General features: G+C 50.9%; 21 protein-coding genes and 1 other annotated feature. Of the genes, 20 read left to right on the top strand and 1 reads right to left on the bottom strand.

The genetic code is table 11. From position 1 onward, the window contains the following. The first annotated feature begins 206 nt into the window (after nucleotides 1-206). The 7 genes from ACEPST_RS13630 (at nucleotide 207) to ACEPST_RS13600 (ending at nucleotide 5,615) form a co-directional block, all read left to right on the top strand. A complete protein-coding gene (locus ACEPST_RS13630; RefSeq protein ID WP_204120832.1) occupies nucleotides 207-2,273 on the top strand; it encodes a peptidoglycan D,D-transpeptidase FtsI family protein in 2,067 nt (688 codons plus the stop codon). A gap of 197 nt (nucleotides 2,274-2,470) precedes the next feature. Then, nucleotides 2,471-2,620: a 50S ribosomal protein L33 gene (gene rpmG / locus ACEPST_RS13625; RefSeq protein ID WP_011667723.1), complete on the top strand. Its 150-nt coding sequence runs from the start codon at nucleotides 2,471-2,473 to the stop codon at nucleotides 2,618-2,620. Between the two features lie 58 nt (nucleotides 2,621-2,678). Continuing rightward, the gene (locus ACEPST_RS13620; protein WP_204120831.1) at nucleotides 2,679-3,230 is read left to right on the top strand and encodes a 5-formyltetrahydrofolate cyclo-ligase; all 552 of its coding nucleotides are present in this window, start codon (nucleotides 2,679-2,681) and stop codon (nucleotides 3,228-3,230) included. 15 nt (nucleotides 3,231-3,245) lie between these two features. Further along, entirely contained in the window at nucleotides 3,246-3,926 is a 681-nt protein-coding gene (locus tag ACEPST_RS13615; protein ID WP_239064487.1) for a rhomboid family intramembrane serine protease, read from the top strand. A 42-nt stretch (nucleotides 3,927-3,968) separates the two neighbouring features. After that, nucleotides 3,969-4,199 (top strand): YqgQ family protein, encoded by a 231-nt coding sequence (locus tag ACEPST_RS13610; protein ID WP_203638758.1) that lies wholly within the window; start codon nucleotides 3,969-3,971, stop codon nucleotides 4,197-4,199. Between the two features lie 4 nt (nucleotides 4,200-4,203). Continuing rightward, nucleotides 4,204-5,175 (top strand): ROK family glucokinase, encoded by a 972-nt coding sequence (locus ACEPST_RS13605; RefSeq protein ID WP_125765971.1) that lies wholly within the window; start codon nucleotides 4,204-4,206, stop codon nucleotides 5,173-5,175. 29 nt (nucleotides 5,176-5,204) lie between these two features. Beyond that, nucleotides 5,205-5,615 (top strand): rhodanese-like domain-containing protein, encoded by a 411-nt coding sequence (locus ACEPST_RS13600; protein ID WP_204120830.1) that lies wholly within the window; start codon nucleotides 5,205-5,207, stop codon nucleotides 5,613-5,615. Nucleotides 5,616-5,706: 91 nt separating this feature from the next. On the opposite strand, the gene ACEPST_RS13595 is transcribed toward ACEPST_RS13600, so the two are convergent. Further along, nucleotides 5,707-5,883, bottom strand: a complete 177-nt coding sequence (locus ACEPST_RS13595) for a DUF3042 family protein (protein WP_125765969.1) — start codon at nucleotides 5,881-5,883, stop codon at nucleotides 5,707-5,709. 552 nt (nucleotides 5,884-6,435) lie between these two features. On the opposite strand from ACEPST_RS13595, the gene ACEPST_RS13590 reads away from it, so the two are divergent. From ACEPST_RS13590 to efp, 13 genes are all read left to right on the top strand, one after another. Then, nucleotides 6,436-7,194, top strand: coding sequence for a glycerophosphodiester phosphodiesterase (locus ACEPST_RS13590; protein WP_204120829.1), 759 nt, complete (start codon nucleotides 6,436-6,438; stop codon nucleotides 7,192-7,194). Continuing rightward, complete coding sequence (miaA, locus tag ACEPST_RS13585; protein ID WP_204120828.1) at nucleotides 7,187-8,104, top strand: tRNA (adenosine(37)-N6)-dimethylallyltransferase MiaA; 918 nt, start codon at nucleotides 7,187-7,189, stop codon at nucleotides 8,102-8,104. Before ACEPST_RS13590 ends, miaA begins: the two co-directional genes overlap by 8 nt. Before the next feature lie 122 nt (nucleotides 8,105-8,226). Further along, on the top strand, nucleotides 8,227-8,613 hold the full coding sequence (locus ACEPST_RS13580) for a MerR family transcriptional regulator (protein ID WP_125765966.1): 387 nt from the start codon (nucleotides 8,227-8,229) through the stop codon (nucleotides 8,611-8,613). Between the two features lie 49 nt (nucleotides 8,614-8,662). Beyond that, nucleotides 8,663-10,003 carry a type I glutamate--ammonia ligase gene (glnA, locus tag ACEPST_RS13575; protein WP_203645237.1) on the top strand — a complete coding sequence of 447 codons (1,341 nt, stop codon included), beginning with the start codon at nucleotides 8,663-8,665 and terminating at the stop codon, nucleotides 10,001-10,003. A gap of 664 nt (nucleotides 10,004-10,667) precedes the next feature. Next, nucleotides 10,668-11,546 (top strand): exonuclease SbcC, encoded by an 879-nt coding sequence (locus ACEPST_RS13570; protein WP_203645228.1) that lies wholly within the window; start codon nucleotides 10,668-10,670, stop codon nucleotides 11,544-11,546. Continuing rightward, the gene (locus ACEPST_RS13565) at nucleotides 11,539-12,480 is read left to right on the top strand and encodes a hypothetical protein (protein ID WP_203638744.1); all 942 of its coding nucleotides are present in this window, start codon (nucleotides 11,539-11,541) and stop codon (nucleotides 12,478-12,480) included. Before ACEPST_RS13570 ends, ACEPST_RS13565 begins: the two co-directional genes overlap by 8 nt. A gap of 13 nt (nucleotides 12,481-12,493) precedes the next feature. Then, on the top strand, nucleotides 12,494-13,036 hold the full coding sequence (locus ACEPST_RS13560) for a dUTPase (RefSeq protein ID WP_203645226.1): 543 nt from the start codon (nucleotides 12,494-12,496) through the stop codon (nucleotides 13,034-13,036). Between the two features lie 713 nt (nucleotides 13,037-13,749). Next, the gene (locus tag ACEPST_RS13555; RefSeq protein ID WP_203645224.1) at nucleotides 13,750-14,316 is read left to right on the top strand and encodes a TetR/AcrR family transcriptional regulator; all 567 of its coding nucleotides are present in this window, start codon (nucleotides 13,750-13,752) and stop codon (nucleotides 14,314-14,316) included. A gap of 48 nt (nucleotides 14,317-14,364) precedes the next feature. Next, nucleotides 14,365-14,445 (top strand) — a sequence feature (ribosomal protein L21 leader region). Between the two features lie 20 nt (nucleotides 14,446-14,465). Then, nucleotides 14,466-14,774 carry a 50S ribosomal protein L21 gene (gene rplU / locus ACEPST_RS13550; RefSeq protein ID WP_203641321.1) on the top strand — a complete coding sequence of 103 codons (309 nt, stop codon included), beginning with the start codon at nucleotides 14,466-14,468 and terminating at the stop codon, nucleotides 14,772-14,774. Between the two features lie 28 nt (nucleotides 14,775-14,802). Beyond that, on the top strand, nucleotides 14,803-15,141 hold the full coding sequence (locus tag ACEPST_RS13545) for a ribosomal-processing cysteine protease Prp (RefSeq protein WP_125582851.1): 339 nt from the start codon (nucleotides 14,803-14,805) through the stop codon (nucleotides 15,139-15,141). A gap of 24 nt (nucleotides 15,142-15,165) precedes the next feature. Beyond that, on the top strand, nucleotides 15,166-15,459 hold the full coding sequence (rpmA, locus tag ACEPST_RS13540; RefSeq protein ID WP_269801535.1) for a 50S ribosomal protein L27: 294 nt from the start codon (nucleotides 15,166-15,168) through the stop codon (nucleotides 15,457-15,459). 96 nt (nucleotides 15,460-15,555) lie between these two features. Continuing rightward, nucleotides 15,556-16,620, top strand: coding sequence for a M24 family metallopeptidase (locus ACEPST_RS13535; protein ID WP_204120827.1), 1,065 nt, complete (start codon nucleotides 15,556-15,558; stop codon nucleotides 16,618-16,620). A 76-nt stretch (nucleotides 16,621-16,696) separates the two neighbouring features. Further along, entirely contained in the window at nucleotides 16,697-17,257 is a 561-nt protein-coding gene (efp, locus tag ACEPST_RS13530; protein ID WP_203645216.1) for an elongation factor P, read from the top strand. The last annotated feature ends 5 nt before the right edge of the window (nucleotides 17,258-17,262 follow it).

Raw genomic sequence — 17,262 nt, 5'->3', positions numbered from 1 at the left:
AGAGAAAAACCGCCATAATTTATTTATTTTTGGTAAAATGGGGAGCAGGTCACTTTTGAGAGAATCACAGTATGCTAGAATACCAATTGGGCGTCAGCCATCCCGGCTTCTAGAATAGCATAGTTTGTTTAAATTTCTGAAGTGGGATAGTGACTGGCCACGAAGTTTGGTAGAATAGTAGCTGTACAATAAGGAGCAGAGCTGTTGTGAAGAATTTTTATAATCGCGTTAGCAACCGAAATCAGCGGTCGAGTGACGGTCCCGTGAAGTCCGAGATCCCGTTTCGGTTGAACTTTCTTTTCATCATTGTTGCCCTGTTATTTGCGGCGCTGATTGGTCAGTTGGCGTATTTGCAAGTAATGTATGGGTCGCAATTTAAGGCGGAGGTCAACTCGACCGATACCACGATTGAAACCACCAACGTGCAACGGGGGATGGTTTACGATTCCAACGGTAAGGTATTAGTGGGAAACAAAGCCCACCAAGCCATTTCCTACACCAAAGGGGTCAACGTTCTGTCCACCAGTATGTACGACATTGCCAATAAGTTAGGCCGGTACTTAACGGTCTCCACCAGTTCATTGACGCCGCGGCAATCAATCGACTACTACCTGACCGACAACAATCGGTTAAAGGCAGTTGAGAAGAAGTTGTCCGGCACCAAGGGCATGTCCACGACGCAAATGTACAACAAGGCACTGACTTATTTGGAAAACGATTCTTCGTTCAAATTGACCAAAACGCAGAAAAATGCGGCGGCCATTTTTGCTAAGATGAGTGGGGCCTACGCGTTATCGACCACCTACATCAAGGATTCCGGCGTTTCCAGCAAGGAAATTGCGGAAATCGGTGAACATCTATCCGAAATGCCTGGGGTACAGGTCGGGACAAGTTGGTCACGGAACTATCCGAACGGGTCGTCAATCAAGTCGATCATTGGGACGGTTTCATCCGAAAAGACCGGGTTGCCTAGCGACAAGGTCAACGAACTGTTGGCCCAAGGCTACTCACGGAATGACAGTGTGGGTCAATCCTACCTGGAACAGGAGTACGAATCTGTTCTGCGGGGGACCAAGGCTGAAAAGCAGGTCGAAGTCGCTGGTAATAATACCGTGACGAAGGAAGTTAAGAAGTATGGTGGGTCCAAGGGGGATAACCTCCAATTGACCATCAATTCTGACTTCCAGAAGAAACTGCAGACGCTGGTTCATTCGGCCGAATCTGGTGCCGGCGGCGTGTCTACTGGGACCTATGCCATCGTGATGAACCCGAATACCGGGGGCATCATTGGGATGGCCGGGGTCGACCGGAACCCATCCACAGGTAAGATCACGACAAATGCCTTAGGTGCCATGAACAGTGACATCGTTATGGGGTCTGTCGTCAAGGGTGCTATGGTTTCAGGGGCGTTAATGGATGGTGTGATCACACCGTACAACAACACCTTGACCGATAAACCCATCACAGTTGGTGGGGTCAAGAAGGCGTCCTGGTTTAACGCTAATGGCGGTGCCGACATGGCGGTCAATGCATCCACGGCGCTGGAAGTTTCTTCCAACTCCTACATGATGCAATTAGCCATGAAGGAAGCCAACTTTAACTACGTTTCCGGTGCGGCTTTGACCATGGGTACCAGCATTTTCGCCAAGGAACGGGGCTACTTCAACCAATTTGGGTTGGGTGTCTCGACCGGGATTGACCTCCCAGGCGAAAGTACCGGGTTACGAGGCTCCAGCAGTAAGGCCCACATTGGGAACGCGTTGGACTTGTCCTTCGGGAACTACGATGCTTACACGGTCTTACAAGTTGCGCAGTACATGTCGACGGTTGCCAACGGGGGCACGCGAATTGCCCCTCACGTGGTGGGGTCCATTCGGGGGACCAAGTCCGATGGGTCACTGGGGGCTGTGAAGAACGCCGTGACACCTAAGGTCTTGAACCGAATCGACATGACGGCAGCACAGAAGAAATTAGTCACGGAAGGTCTGTACGACGTGGTTCACGGGAGCAACACGTACAAGACTGGGGACGAATTATCTTCGATCTCACCAGAAATCTCCGCCAAGACTGGGACGGCCCAAACGTATTACAAGGGTAACGAAACAGTAACGCTGAGTCTGGCTTCTTACGCACCATCGACGCATCCACAAGTGGTTGTTGCCTTGGCAATGCCTAACTTAGGGGTCAATGCCGAAGATAACAACATGAAGTTGGCCAAGGAAATCTACTCAGCTTACTGGAAGACGGTCCAATCGACCTCAACCATTAAGTAGTGAGCGGGTCGCAACAAAAAAATGAAAAAATCGTGTTCCGGGCGAAAATCCCGCGGTGTCGGCGATTTTACAGCTGTTAAGTATTTTTGCTTAACATATTTAGGATTATCACTGGTAATTGCTGCCGATTAATGGTAATATATTACGAGTTAAGGGCTCTAGCCTGTAATTCTAAACAAGTTGGGAGGTTACCCACAATGCGTGTACACATCACTTTAGAATGTACGGAATGCCACGAACGCAATTACTTATCCAGCAAGAACCGGCGTAATAACCCGGACCGGGTTGAATTTAAGAAATACTGCCCACGTGACCGGAAAGTAACTTTGCATCGTGAAACTAAGTAAGGTACGGGCGAGAGTCCGCACCTTTTTTTATTGAAAAAACTCTCAAGGGGGTAAACCAATGCAATCCAAAGCCTTGTTACGGCAACAGACGATTCAAGCTTTGACCACCATGCCCGCTGATCAGCGTCAGGCGGCGTCGGCCGAGTTGTACCAGCAACTGTTTGCGTTACCAGCTTGGCAGGCCGCTAAGCGTCTTGCAACGACCATCAGTGGGGACTTTGAGTTGGCGACCCAGCCAATCATCGACGGTGCCCGAGCTGCGGGGAAAACTATCGCGGTGCCGGTCACCTTACCGCACCGGCAGATGGCCTTTCACGTGGTCGATGACCAAACAACGTTTGCGACCAGTTCGTTTGGCTTGCAGGAACCGGTCAACGGTGCCATTATCGAGCCAGAAGAATTTGATCTGATCATTGTGCCGGGCCTGCGGTTTGCCGCGACCGGTGAACGGTTGGGCTTTGGCGGCGGTTATTACGACCGTTATTTACCCCGAACAAACGGGTTCAAGGTGGCGCTAGCTTTGCCGGCGCAACAGGTGCAGCAGCCCACTTGGCCGGTTGAGGACTTCGATGTCTTATTGGACGCTGTTTTGGCAGCGCCCGTCCAATAGAAAGGAAGCCTTGCGGTGACGAATTTTAAATACCGGTTACGGCGCTTGGACCAGACGCCTTACATGACGATTGGTCTGATTGTGATCAATGCCCTGGTCTTTTTGGCGATGACGTTGGCCGGGGGCAGTACCAGTGTGAACGTCCTGATTACCTTCGGGGCGAAGCTCAATGCCTTGATTCAACAGGGGGAATGGTGGCGGTTATTTACGCCCATGTTCCTGCACATTGGGTTTACCCATATCCTGATGAACATGATCACCCTGTACTTTGTGGGGATGCAGATTGAAGCCGCTTTCGGACACACACGTTTTCTCGTGATGTACCTGATTGCTGGTATCGGCGGGAACGTCGCCTCCTTCTGCTTCTCCGACAGTTTGTCAGCGGGGGCCAGCACGGCCATCTTTGGGCTGTTTGGGGCCTTCCTGATGTTAGGAGAATCCTTCTGGCAGAATCCAGGTATCCGGCAGTTGGCTCGGACGTTTTTAGCGTTTGTGGTCATGAACATTGCGTTTGATCTGTTCACCCCAGGGATTGATTTAGCGGGTCACCTGGGTGGCCTGGCTAGTGGCTTCCTGATAGCGTATACCGTCGGCGTGCCACGAATTGGTAAGGTTAGTCCAGTTAAAAGAATCGTCGCCACCATCGTGCTGATTGGTGGCTTGGTCTGGCTTTATTTACACGGCATGGCCCAGTAATTGTCGAAAAGTCTCGTGCAATTTCATGGAGGTTGTGGCACAATGAAAACGTTATATGATGTTCAGCAGCTACTTAAAAAATTTGGTATTTATGTGTACGTCGGTAAGCGACTTTGGGATATCGAAGTGATGGCATTGGAATTGGACCACCTCCGAAGAGCACGGGTGGTGGATGATCCAACCTTTGTCCAAGCGAAGATCGTTCTCACGCATGAACACCGTTTAGAGGAACAACGAGCAAGAGATAATCACCAATCCATTGGAGGGATTTAGCGTTATGGCACGAAATTTAATTGGGATCGATTTAGGTGGGACCACCACGAAAATGGCTTTTCTCTCACTTGCAGGAGAAATTCTGACGAAGTGGAGCATTCCAACCGACATCTCTGATGAAGGTAGCCACATCGTTCCAAACATCATTGATTCAATCAGTCAACATATTATCAACTCAGAATTCAGCAAGAGCGACTTCCTGGGTATCGGGATGGGGACGCCAGGTTCTGTCGATATTGAAAATGGAACCGTTATCGGTGCTTTCAACCTGAACTGGAAGAAGCGCCAACAAGTCCGTGACCAAATCCAAGAAGGCTTAGGCCTGCAATTCATCCTGGACAACGACGCTAACGTCGCTTCACTGGGTGAATACTGGAAGGGTGCCGGCGAAAAGGACAGCGATGTCGTCTTCGTTACCTTAGGGACTGGTGTCGGCGGTGGGGTCATCGCTGGTGGTCACTTGCTCCACGGTATCAATGGTGGGGCCGGTGAACTCGGTCACGTTACGGTGCAACCAAATGGTTACCTGTGTACCTGTGGCAAGCGCGGTTGCTTGGAACAATACGCTTCCGCAACCGGGGTCGTTCACGTGGCAGCCGACATGGCCAAGGACTTCATGGGCACGTCTCGTTTGAAGGAAATGGAAGACAACCAGGAAAGTGTTACCTCCAAGATGGTCTTCTACTTAGCCGACAACGGTGATATCTTGGCCAACCAAGTTGTTGACCGGGTAACGTTCTACCTCGGCTTAGCCCTGGCTAACGTGGCCAACATCTTGAACCCAGCCAACATTATCATCGGTGGTGGGGTCTCCAACGCCGGAAACACTTTATTACAACCAACGACGCGGTATTTCCAAGAAAATGCCTTCCCAGCTGTTCGTGACTCAACGAAGTTACGCTTAGCACAATTGGGGAACGACGCCGGGGTTATCGGTGCCGCTTCATTAGCTTTGCGGTTCCAAAAGAGCAACTAGAACAAGTGGTTTAGGAAGGACGATTTAGTTTGGTAATTGCAGCAATTTCAGGAATGATGGTCTACACCATCATTTTGCTAGTCTTGATCATCGCTTGGGCGGCTTGGCAAATGATTACGATCGTTCGCCGGAACCAAGTGGCCACGGTCATTGACGAGGACGCGTTCCAAGAAGGCATGCGTAAGGCTCAGGTCATTGATTTGCGTGAAAAGAAAGACTTTGATGCCGGCCACATTTTAGGGGCCCGCAATATTCCTTATTCCACGTTTAAGGCTTACCATACGGGTATCCGGGCTGACTTGCCCGTATACCTGTACGACCAGGGGAAAGCATTGAGTACCCGGGCAGCCTTATTGTTGGGCAAGGAAGGCTATAAAGACATTTCAATTCTGAAAACGGGTTACGCCCGTTGGCAAGGTAAGACCAAGAAAACGAATTAGACAAAATAAAAGTGTGTCACGCGGATTTTTCCGGGTGACACACTTTTTTAATGCACTGATAAAGTGACCAACTAACTGGTCTTAGTAGAACTTAGTTGTGATGAGCGGCGTGACTCTTGCGGTTAGCCAGCTTCCGGTTTTCTTCGAACCGAGCTTCTTGATCTTCGATTGGTTGAACGACCTTCTTCTTGAAAGAAAAGACTGCGCCGGCAACGGCACTAGCGGTCGCAACAACGCCAAATAAGAACCCTTTTGTGAAGTGCTTCATAGCATTCGACTCCCATCGTGTAAGATTTTAAGTTATCCGCTTCCATTATGCTATTTTTCCCTTCAAATTGCTAGTGATTTACATGGTGTTCTGATTGGCTCGGAGCATCGAGTTTGGTTCTTGACAGTGCTTTGCCGGCTGGTATTAAGGGACTGGAACATTGTGGAACACATTTCAAAGTCGCCATTAGATGTAGATGACAGGAAAAGTACAGGCAATCTAGGGTCTAACTATTGGAAATGAGACCGACAATGTGAGTGACTAGAGGCGGATCAAGGTGCCCGGCTGTGTCGGTGTTCTTGGTTGGGGAGGGCTTGCCCAACCTAGAACACGGGACGACCTTTGAGACCGTTTCTCAGGCTCAAAGTCGAGGTGGAAGCCCGTTCCACAGGCTGGAACCGTTCCCCACAGCAGGGCACCTTGAATCCGCCGCCGGGAACGGCAATCACATCAGTCTCATTTCCAATGGTTAAAACGTAACAATTTAGGACGAAACGCCGGGGTTCTGTGGTACCCTTACTAATAGAATTAACGTGAAGGGAATGGGAATGCGTGTTTAAGAGACAACCCACACAAATCATCGCACACCGGGGTAGCAAGGGGACCCGGCCCGAGAACACACTGCTGGCATTTCAAGCGGCGTTGGATGCTGGGGCGGATGGCATTGAGACCGACGTGCAATTTTCTAGCGACCACCAATTAATTATTATGCACGATGAAAAGGTTGACCGGACCACTAACGGCACCGGCTTGGTACAAGACCACAGCCTGGCGGAAATCAAGCAACTGGACGCCGGTAGTCACTTTGGCAGTGAATTCGCTGGAACCAAGGTGCCAACGTTAGATGAGGTCATTCAGTTATTGATTAAAGACCACTTTACCGGGGTGTTTAACCTTGAGTTGAAGACGAATAAAATTCATTATGACGGCATCGAACAGGCGCTGGCGGATTACTTTACGCAGCAACCCGTGCCATTTCGCTTGGTCTTCTCGAGTTTTCGCGCGCAGTCAATCGTGACACTGCGCAGCCTGTATCCGCAGGCAGAGTACGCCAAGCTCTTTAAGACGGCCGGACGTCAGGCGAAACGCATGCAGCGGCAGCACCTGGTTGGCGGCTTACACCCGGATATTCGCTGGGTCAAGGCGCACCGGTTCTTTTTACCCCACGTGCAGTTGCGGCCGTGGACCGTTAACAGTCCCGCCGACATGGCCTACTGTTTGCGGCACCATTTTGCTGGACTAATCACGGATTACCCAGCGCGGGCTGTGGCGTTACGAACGAAGATGCAGGGAGGTAAACGAGATGACTAAGGTTTTAGCAGTTGTGGGCCCGACCGCGGTGGGGAAGACCTCACTGGCGATTCAACTAGCCCAACAATTGAATGGCGAAATTATTTCCGGTGATTCCATGCAGGTGTACCGGCACCTGGACATTGGGACGGCCAAGGCAACCCCGGCGGAACAGGCCGCGGCGACGCATCATTTGATTGATGTCCGCGATGTGGACCAACAATTCACGGTCGCCCAGTTCGTGACGGCCGCCCAGCAACTGATTCAAGAGATTACCGACCGTGGCCATCTGCCCATCATTGCGGGTGGGACCGGGTTTTATTTGCAGGCTCTGTTTGACGGCTTGAAATTGGGCGCCGATGCTCCGGGTGATCCGGCAATTCGCGAAAGCCTGCGGGCAGAAGCTCAGGCCAATGGGGCTCAGGCGCTCTGGCAGCGGCTTAACGGCCTGGACCCGGTTGCGGCCGGGAAGATCCCCCCGACCAACGTTCGACGCACGGTGCGGGCGCTGGAGGTCATTCAAGTCACGGGGCAGCTCTTCTCCCACCAGAATAATGGGGGACCCCAGTACGATGAACTGTATTTGGCGTTAAATACCGACCGAAACCTGCTGTATGACCGCATCAATCAACGAGTCGACCTGATGATGACCGATGGCCTATTGGATGAGGTCCGGTGGCTGGCGGCACAGGGTGGCACGGATCTACCGGCCGCCACGGGTATTGGTTACCGCGAATTGTTGCCGGTCTTAGATCAACCTAAACGTTTACCAGCGGCCGTGGATCTGATCAAACAGGATTCCCGCCACTATGCCAAACGCCAACTGACCTGGTTTCGGAACCAGACCACGGCGACCTGGTATGACTTGGTCCAACATCCAGAAGCTTATGAACAAATCATGACCCAAGTAACTGATTGGCTGAAGGCTTAGTTCTTACGATTAATTAAAGAATTAATGATTTTTAGGCTTCGTGTCATGTTTTCTAACATGAATCCTTGACTAGCGCTTTCATCGTGGTATGATGGCATCATAGTTAAAGGGGGCCAGTAGTGATGAAGGAAAAAGAGTTACGTCGATCGTTGGCAGTCCTGCCAATCGGGACGGTGATGAAGTTAACGAGCTTGACGGCCCGCCAGATTCGCTACTATGAGGCCCAAGAGTTGGTCTTTCCCGAACGTAATGAGGGTAATCGGCGGATGTATTCGTTAAATGACGTCGACCGATTGCTGGAAATCAAAGACTACCTAGCTGAAGGGGTCAATGTGGCGGGCATCAAAGCCATTTATGATCAACAACAACAGGCGGCCCAAGCGAAGGAAGCAGCCCAACGGCAGCCCTTAACGGACGAAGACGTGCGGCGCATTTTGCAGGACGAATTCATTCGGCAGGGCGGCCTGGGTCATCCAACACCGGGGATGCCGCAACAGCGACCCCTTTAGACCCAATCACGGTAAGAAATTTCAAAAAAACAGCAAGGAGCGATTTTTAATGGCAAAGCCGGAATTCACCAAAGATGATATTCGTCAGATGGCCAAGGACGAAAACGTTAAGTTCTTACGGTTAATGTTCACCGATTTATTTGGGACAATCAAGAACGTTGAGGTGCCCATCAGCCAACTCGGTAAGTTGCTCGACAACAAATTAATGTTTGACGGCTCCTCAATCGATGGGTTCGTCCGAATCGAAGAAAGTGACATGTACCTGTACCCCGACCTTTCTACGTGGATGATCTTCCCATGGAGCACGGAACGAGGCAAGATTGCCCGGGTCATCTGTGAAGTCTACACGACCGATGGCAAGCCATTTGAAGGCGACCCTCGGAACAACTTGATTCGTGTGCTTGATGACATGCGCAAGGCCGGTTTCACCGACTTTAACATTGGGCCAGAACCCGAATTCTTCCTGTTCAAGATGGATGAAAACGGCAAGCCAACGACCGAGTTGAACGACAAGGGGAGCTACTTTGACATGGCCCCAATGGACTTGGGTGAAAATTGTCGGCGTGAAATCGTTTTGACCCTGGAAGAAATGGGCTTTGACGTTGAAGCGGCGCACCATGAAGTCGCTCCTGGCCAACACGAAATTGACTTTAAGTATGCCGATGCCTTAACGGCGGCCGACAACATCCAAACGTTTAAGCTGGTGGTTAAGACCATCGCCCGGAAGTACGGCCTGTACGCCACGTTCATGCCAAAGCCATTGGCCGGCATCAACGGGTCCGGGATGCATTTGAACATGTCCCTGTTCCATGACAAGGGGAACGCCTTCTACGACAAGGACGGCAAGATGGAATTGTCCGAAGACGCCTTCCACTTCTTGGGTGGCTTGCTGAAGCATGCGCGGAGCTATACCGCCATCTGCAACCCAATCGTCAACAGTTACAAGCGGTTAGTACCTGGCTACGAAGCACCTGTTTACGTGGCTTGGTCCGGTTCAAACCGGTCACCACTGATCCGAGTACCAAACTCCCGTGGCTTGTCTACTCGTTTGGAATTACGGAGTGTTGACCCCGCAGCTAACCCATACTTGGCCATCGCTGCCGTCTTGGAAGCCGGCCTGGATGGGCTGCGTAACCAACTGGCGCCACGTGAAGCCATCGACCGGAACATTTACCGGATGGACGCTGAAGAACGTCAAGAAAACCATATCACGAACCTGCCTGACACGTTACACAACGCGTTGAAGGACTTGGCTGCCGACGATGTGATGCGCGGTGCGATGGGCAACCACCTGTACCAGAGCTTCATCGAAGCCAAGAACCTGGAGTACAACTCTTACCGGACGCAAGTTTCCGAATGGGAACGCGATCAGTACCTGGAACTGTACTAAACGGGTTAAACTGATGGTCATTGCACCTCCGGGCTGGTGAAAACCGGGCCTGGTTGTGTCCGTTCCCGGCGGCGCGCTCAAGGTTCCCTGCTGTGGGGCCGGTTCCAGCCGAAGGGCGGGCTTCCACTTCAACTTTGAGCCGAAGAGCGGTCTCAAAGGTTGTCCCATGGAACTAGGCTGGGACAGAACCCCAGCCAAGTCCATCGACACAGCTGGGCACCTTGGCGCGCCTCTGGTCACTCCCACGACCGGCCCAATTTTCCCAGCCCTGCGGCTGACACGGTTTTAACCCAATAGTGACAGTTTTTAGTTGCTGGTGCGTGTCAGGTCAGGTGACTGTACGAGAAAAAATAGTTAGCTTGCTCCTGTTATGACAGGCACGTTAGCTGATAAAAGTCTTCCGTACGCACTGTCTCTTAAAGATGGTGTGGTCGTCAGTGAGACTTAATTTTAAAATTCAAATCACCTAAAGATTCGGGACGATTGTCTCGGATCTTTTTTCGTGGTGACAGAGTAAATTTTTAACGGTCGAGAAAAAATTAATGATTTTCCCATAAAACTTCAGGCAAACTGCTTTTTTCTCTGCCGATTTTTGGTAACATGAACGTATAACCAAATGTTCACGGCAAGCGCTAGGGAACATCAGAATAATGAGGGATAATCCATGGAAAATCAAGAACAACAAGCTAGTGCCGCCGATGCCTTAACACAGGCAATCGCCAACAAGCTCGAATACTTAAGCACCTTGCAAGCCGCAGTTCAACACGGCGATGATCGTCAGGTTTACGAATTGCTGGACCAAGTGCGTTACTATCAAGAAGTGAAGAAGACCCGTTCGACTCGGGCAGTGAACCATCTGGCAGAATTGGTCGACAATATTCATCCCCAGATCAGCCACTACCTAAGTGACAACCTGATCGATTACTTGGGGCACATCTACCCATTCTTTTACTACGAAGAATACACGACTGGCCTGTTCCACATTTACTTTGGGAACTGGTGGGATCGGCGTCTGTTCGGCGACTTAGATGTCATTAACGTGAAATTTGAGTTTGACGAAAAGGAATACCAAAAGCTCAAGGATTCATTCGCCTTGGAAGCCCACGGTCAACGGCTCAATACCGCTCAGATTGAATCCATTTCTGGTCAAAGTGAACAACTCCAGAAATTAGTGGATGCCCAAACCACCCGGGACAACCAGAAGGCTGAGCTGCGTGAACAGCTGAAGGAGAACAGTGGCAAGAGCAGTATGCCATGGGATTCCGGTAAGCTCAAAGACGAACGTCAGGGCATCATTGACCAATTGACCAAGTTAGCGGACGAGGACGAAAAAGCCCTGAACGCCCACAAGACAATCAAGGAAAATGATGATCGCATCCTCGTTTTGTCTAAGGAAGATACGATTTTAAACTATGAAAAGCAAAGTATTCGCGACGCCTTTGATGACTTTGAACACTTCGAAGCCCACAATGCGAGTCTATATGCGGACTACTTGAACAGCCTGTTAGGCAAGAGTGAGGGCGAGGTGACAGTTGATGATTAATGAAAATGACCCATCGACATTGACCACCAGTGGCCGGTTACTCAACTATAACGAGGCAATTAAGGATGGCTTGGAAACGGGCTTGCGGTTCACCAAATTGATGGACCAACTGATCAAGACGACAGATCCCGATGAATTGGTTTCTGCCGCCACGGAACTGGCCGACTTTACGTTGGATTCTGACTACGTGACCTTCCCACACCAGTACAGCAACGCCGACTATTACCTGTTATTCATGTCCCGGATGCTGGAACTGCACGATCAAGGAAAGAACGTCATCTTACAATCTCGCGACCACCACGAAGAGTTAACCCAACAGTTAACACCGCTGGGTGACCGGGGAACGTTTAACTTCCGCGTGGAAACGTCTGAAAACGGTGGGGTTTACTACCGCGAACGGGCAACCGGCCAATCCTTGTTCTACCTGAACCTGGAACGCAAAATGTTCCGCTTCAACAGTCATGCGCTGACGCAGCTTTTTATCATTGACCTGCACGAAACGGTCCCTGCCGAAACGGTAAAGACGTCCGTTCAAATCTTAGTGGATTTTGCCCGTTATCTGAAGGAAGACTACGGTTATTCCGTGGACTTCAATATTTTAGATGCCGCCAATCGTCAAAACTATGCGGTGCGGTCAACGGACTTGCCAGCCGGCGTGGTGGACCGTTTGTTTGTGATGGCTGCCAAGGAAGACTACATGTTAACCAACGGCGTCAACGGCAATGGGGCTGAAATTGCGCTGGAACACGGTGTTGTCGTCGATATCTTTAACAACCAATTGGAAGGGCAACCAGAGTGGGTCTTGACGGTCCACGATGATGACCAGAAGATTTCTTGGTTCGACGTTCTCTTAAAGTACCCATTCATGCGCGACTGGTACCTGGAAAACCTGACGGACCTGGAAATTTCGTCTGACCCCTTGATCTTCGGTTAGGAGGATTCCCAACGTGTTAGAGTTAGCAAAATTAGTGCAACAATCCATCGCCCTGGATGAGCAAATTACCCGGGACCGAGACATTGAAATGACCCGCAAGTCACAGATTGAAAACGCCTACGTGGCCCTCGACGTGGAACTGGCCGAAGTGGCCAACACGTCGGAATGGTTTAAGGTCTGGAAGACTCACCGTGGCAAGGCCGATGCCGGTCAAACGCCGGAAGAGACCCTGTTGACGGAGTATACGGACGCCATGGACTTTTTCTTCCTGGTTGCGGCCAAGAAGACCTGGACGCACCTGATCATGTTGACGGAAGAAGACCTGACGACCCTCGAAACCAGTCGGCCAGCTAAGGATTTGGACCAACAATACTTGATCCTGAAACGGATGCTGTTCAACAGTCACTTTGCCCACCGGCAAGAGGACTTCCGCCATGCTTGGCGGCTGTTCTTGAAGTGGGGATTCGTGGATTTTGGGTTTAGTCAGGACCAGATTCAGGCCGCGTACGAGGCCAAGCGCCAAGTCAATCTCGACCGCCAAGCCAACAATTACTAACGGTTTTGGGCTTGGTTCTGAGACAGTCGTTGTCCTGCGCCTCCGGGCTGGTGAAAATGGGCCGTGACGCTGTGGGCGCACGTCTGGAGCCTGAGAGGCGGTCTTCGGACTTACTTTGAGCCGAAGTTCACGTCTCGAAGATAGCAGTTACCTAAGCGGGGGACCCGCTAAGGGAACTCCCACGGCTGAGCCCATTTTCACCAGCCCTGCGGCTGACACTGGTTTGACCCGCACCCACAACCGTTAGTTGTTGGCGTGGGTGACGGAGTGTGTTGGCTACATACTACGGTCAACTTGGTTGTGTATAATTAGCGGCCAATAAGCTTAACGTGAAAATTACACTAAATTAGTGAATGGGTTAGGCAAATGTTAGTGACCAGAGGCGGGCCAAAGTGACCAGCTGTGTCGATGGCCTTAGCTGAGTGATTTTTCTCAGCTTAGCCCATGGGACAACCTTTGAGACCGTTCTTTGGCTCAAAGTTGAGGTGGAAGCCCGTACTTTGGCTGGAACCGGCCCCACAGCAGGGCGCTTTGAGCCCGCCGCCGGGAACGGACCAACACGCCTAACCCAATGAACGCTGTTTAAGAATAGAATGGTAAATGAAAAGCTAGTTCGTAGTCGGACTAGCTTTTTCTAGAAGTGAAGGGAGCGAGACATTATCAGTCAGACAGACCCACGCGTTGTCCGGACGAATGACCGGCTGCGCCAAGCATTGAGTACGCTACTCCAACAAAACTCATTGAAGCAGATTTCCGTACAGAAGTTGACCCAGACGGCCCAGATCACCCGCGGGACCTTTTACCTGCATTATAAGGACAAGGTGGACTTCCTAGAACAGACTGAGCAGCAGGTCATTGATGAATGGTTTGCGGCTGCTAAGACGACCCTGACGCCACAGGGTGAACCGACCCGTGGCTTTGCGTTGGGCCCGGCCTTGCGGTACGTTGATCAGCATCATCAAATCCTACTGGTCTTGTTGCACCCCCAATTCACCCAGTTTCAACCCCGACTACTTCAGCGGTTTGAGCGGGAAATGACCGCTTACGCCCAACACCTACCAACCCCCGATGGGGAACAACCGCCATTGGATGTGCAGACGGCCTTTTTAGCGACCGCGTTTACCGGGTTGGTACACCATTGGTTAAACGACAATCGCCGTTACCGGTCAGAATTTTTGGCACAATCTTTTTGCCAATTATTAAAGCCAGAAGTCACGCCAGTCGCGGCCTGGTTCGCGCCGGTCGGGATTGACTTGCCGATTGGTGCAGAAAAAGCTTGACGTAGGAAATCCTATCAAGTATAATTTTCATGTTGTATTTGTGGACTTCCACAGCTGCAACCGCTCGGGACGAGTCATTAAGTTTTCCGCCTTGCGGAGCACTTGTTTTCGGCGAGTCTAAGTCTAAATATATAAGGAGGTGCACACACATGTACGCAATTATCGTAACTGGCGGCAAGCAGTACAAGGTCGAAGCAGGCCAAGCTGTTTACGTCGAAAAGTTGAATGTTGAAGCTGGTGAAAAGGTTACTTTTGACCAAGTTGTCTTTGTCGGTGGTGACAAGCCTAAGATCGGGACGCCAACTGTTGCAGGTGCAACCGTTACTGGAACTGTTGAAAAGCAGGGTCTGGAAAAGAAGGTTGTTACTTTCAAGTATAAGGCCAAAAAGGGTACTCATACGAAGAAGGGTCACCGTCAACCATACACCAAGGTTGTCGTTGATGCTATCAACGCTTAAGCCTAAAGATTAAAGAGAGGCGATCTCGATGATTCACGCGACGTTCCATCATGGAACCAACCGAATCGATTCATTCCAAATCACTGGCCACGCTGACTCAGGTGAGTATGGTCAAGACATTGTTTGTGCTGCGGTATCGGTGCTTGCGATTACGACGGTCAATGCTCTACAACGAATCGCTGAGATTCCAATAGAGGTTGAGAATCGTGATCAGGAGGGTGGCTATCTGGAAGTCCACCTTCCACCAAAGCTGGAAGCAACGGCCGAATTAAAGGGACAAACACTCCTCCAGAGTTTTGCGGATGGGTTAAGAGATGTCGCCACAAATTACGCGGATTATATTCAATTCGCTGAAACCAAAGACTAAATTGCGGAGGTGAAACTTATGCTGATGAACATGAACTTACAATTCTTCTCTCACCATAAAGGTGGTGGGTCTACTGCTAACGGTCGTGACTCTGCTGGTCGTCGTCTTGGGACGAAGGCTGCTGACGGTTCTACTGTTACCGGTGGTTCTATCCTTTACCGCCAACGTGGGACGCACATCTACCCAGGCTTGAACGTAGGCCGCGGTGGTGACGATACTTTGTTTGCCAAGGTTGCTGGCGTCGTTAAATTCGAACGTCTTGGCCGCGACAAGCGTCAAGTATCCGTATACCCAGTTGCAGAAGAAGCAGCTAAATAACACGAGGTTTTCCTCGTAACGACTGAAGAGCTTGAGGCGAGACCAATTCGCTTTGAGTTCTTCTTTTTTCTGCCAAACATCAAGGAGGCTAGGGTCATGACAACTAGAATCGAACGGTTACAGGCCAAATTTGCCACGTTAAGTATCGATAGCTTTTTGGTCTCATCACCCAGTAATCAACGCTACTTAGTCGGGACCAGTGTGGAGCCCGGCGACGGGTACCTGCTAGTCATGGAACACGACGCCGTGTTTATCACGGACGCGCGTTACCAGTCTGAATTAGCGGCGACCATGCCCAACGTCCCAAAAACAATCACCCGTGACTACTTGCAAGCCGCTGATGACGCGTTAGAGGCCGCTGGTGCAACGGTACTGGGGATTGAGGATAGTTTAACCTTAGCCGAGTTTGAATGGTTAGATGAGCATTTAATGACCGACATCGTGCCCCTTGCTGGGGTCATCGATGCGCTCCGCCAAATCAAGGAACCGGCCGAATTGACCGCCTTGAAACGGGCAACGGCATTGACCAGTGAGGGCGTCCTCGCCTTGCTGGAGGTGTTGAAACCCGGCATGACGGAACGGCAAGCGGCCCAGTGGCTCGAACGGTGGATGCAAGACCACGGTGCAACGGGTCCCAGCTTTGGGACTATCGTTGCTAGTGGGGCGCGTTCAGCTTGGCCGCATGGTCAGGCGAGCGACAAGCAATTGGCCAGTGGTGAACTGGTCACGATTGATTGTGGCTTTTACGTGGATGGCTACACCTCTGATGTGACGCGGACGGTGGCACTGGGAAATCCCGGGACCGCTTTGACGGCAGCCTATCACGCTGTGCAGACCGCACAGGAAAAGATTATGGCAGCGGTTAAACCCGGCGTCACGGGGGATGAGCTGGATATCATTGGTCGGCAGTATTTGACCGATCAGGGGTACGGCGCAGCCTTCATTCACGGCACGGGTCATGGCATTGGCTTGGATATCCACGAGGGTCCGAACATTGGTCGGGGCTGGCCCGACGTGATGGCCCCAAACGAGGTCATCACCGTGGAACCCGGCGTTTACTTTGCCGGTCAGGGTGGCATTCGCATTGAAGACGATTTATTGGTGACGGCAACGGGTCACGAGACCCTGACAACCGTGCCGAGAAATTTAATTATTCTGTAAGTGACTCACCTATCTTGCTTTTTATGGGTAAGAATTGATATTATAAAGAGGACATATTTTAGGAGGCTGACACATTATGGCAATTTCTACTGCTGATTTTAAAAACGGTTTAACGATCGAAGTCGATCACGCAATCTGGCGCATCATTGAGTTCCAACACGTTAAGCCTGGTAAGGGTGGCGCTTTCGTTCGTTCAAAGCTTAAGAACTTACGGACGGGTGCCGTTCAAGAAAAGACTTTCCGTGCCGGTGCTAAGATGGAACGTGCTGACATCCAAACGCGTTCGATGCAATACCTGTACGAAGATGGTAGTAACCGGGTCTTCATGGACACCGACAACTTCGAACAAATCGAAGTGCCAGATGACCAAATCAAGGCCCAACTCCCATACTTACAAGAAAACATGAACGTTGACTTGGTTCAATACGGTTCCGAAGTTCTCGGTATCGAAGTACCAAACACGGTTGTCTTGGAAGTTGTTGCTACGGAACCTGGTATCAAGGGGAACACCGCTTCTGGTGGTTCCAAGCCTGCTACCATGAACACTGGCTTAGTCGTTCAAGTGCCATTCTTCGTTAACGAAGGCGACAAGCTCTCCATCAACTCAACTGACGGTACGTACATTTCCCGTGCCTAAGTTTT

Source organism: Levilactobacillus sp. FUA 3915 (assembly GCF_044053135.1).
Classification (GTDB): Bacteria; Bacillota; Bacilli; order Lactobacillales; family Lactobacillaceae; genus Levilactobacillus; species Levilactobacillus lanxiensis.
This window is presented reverse-complemented; position numbering and strand designations above follow the sequence as displayed.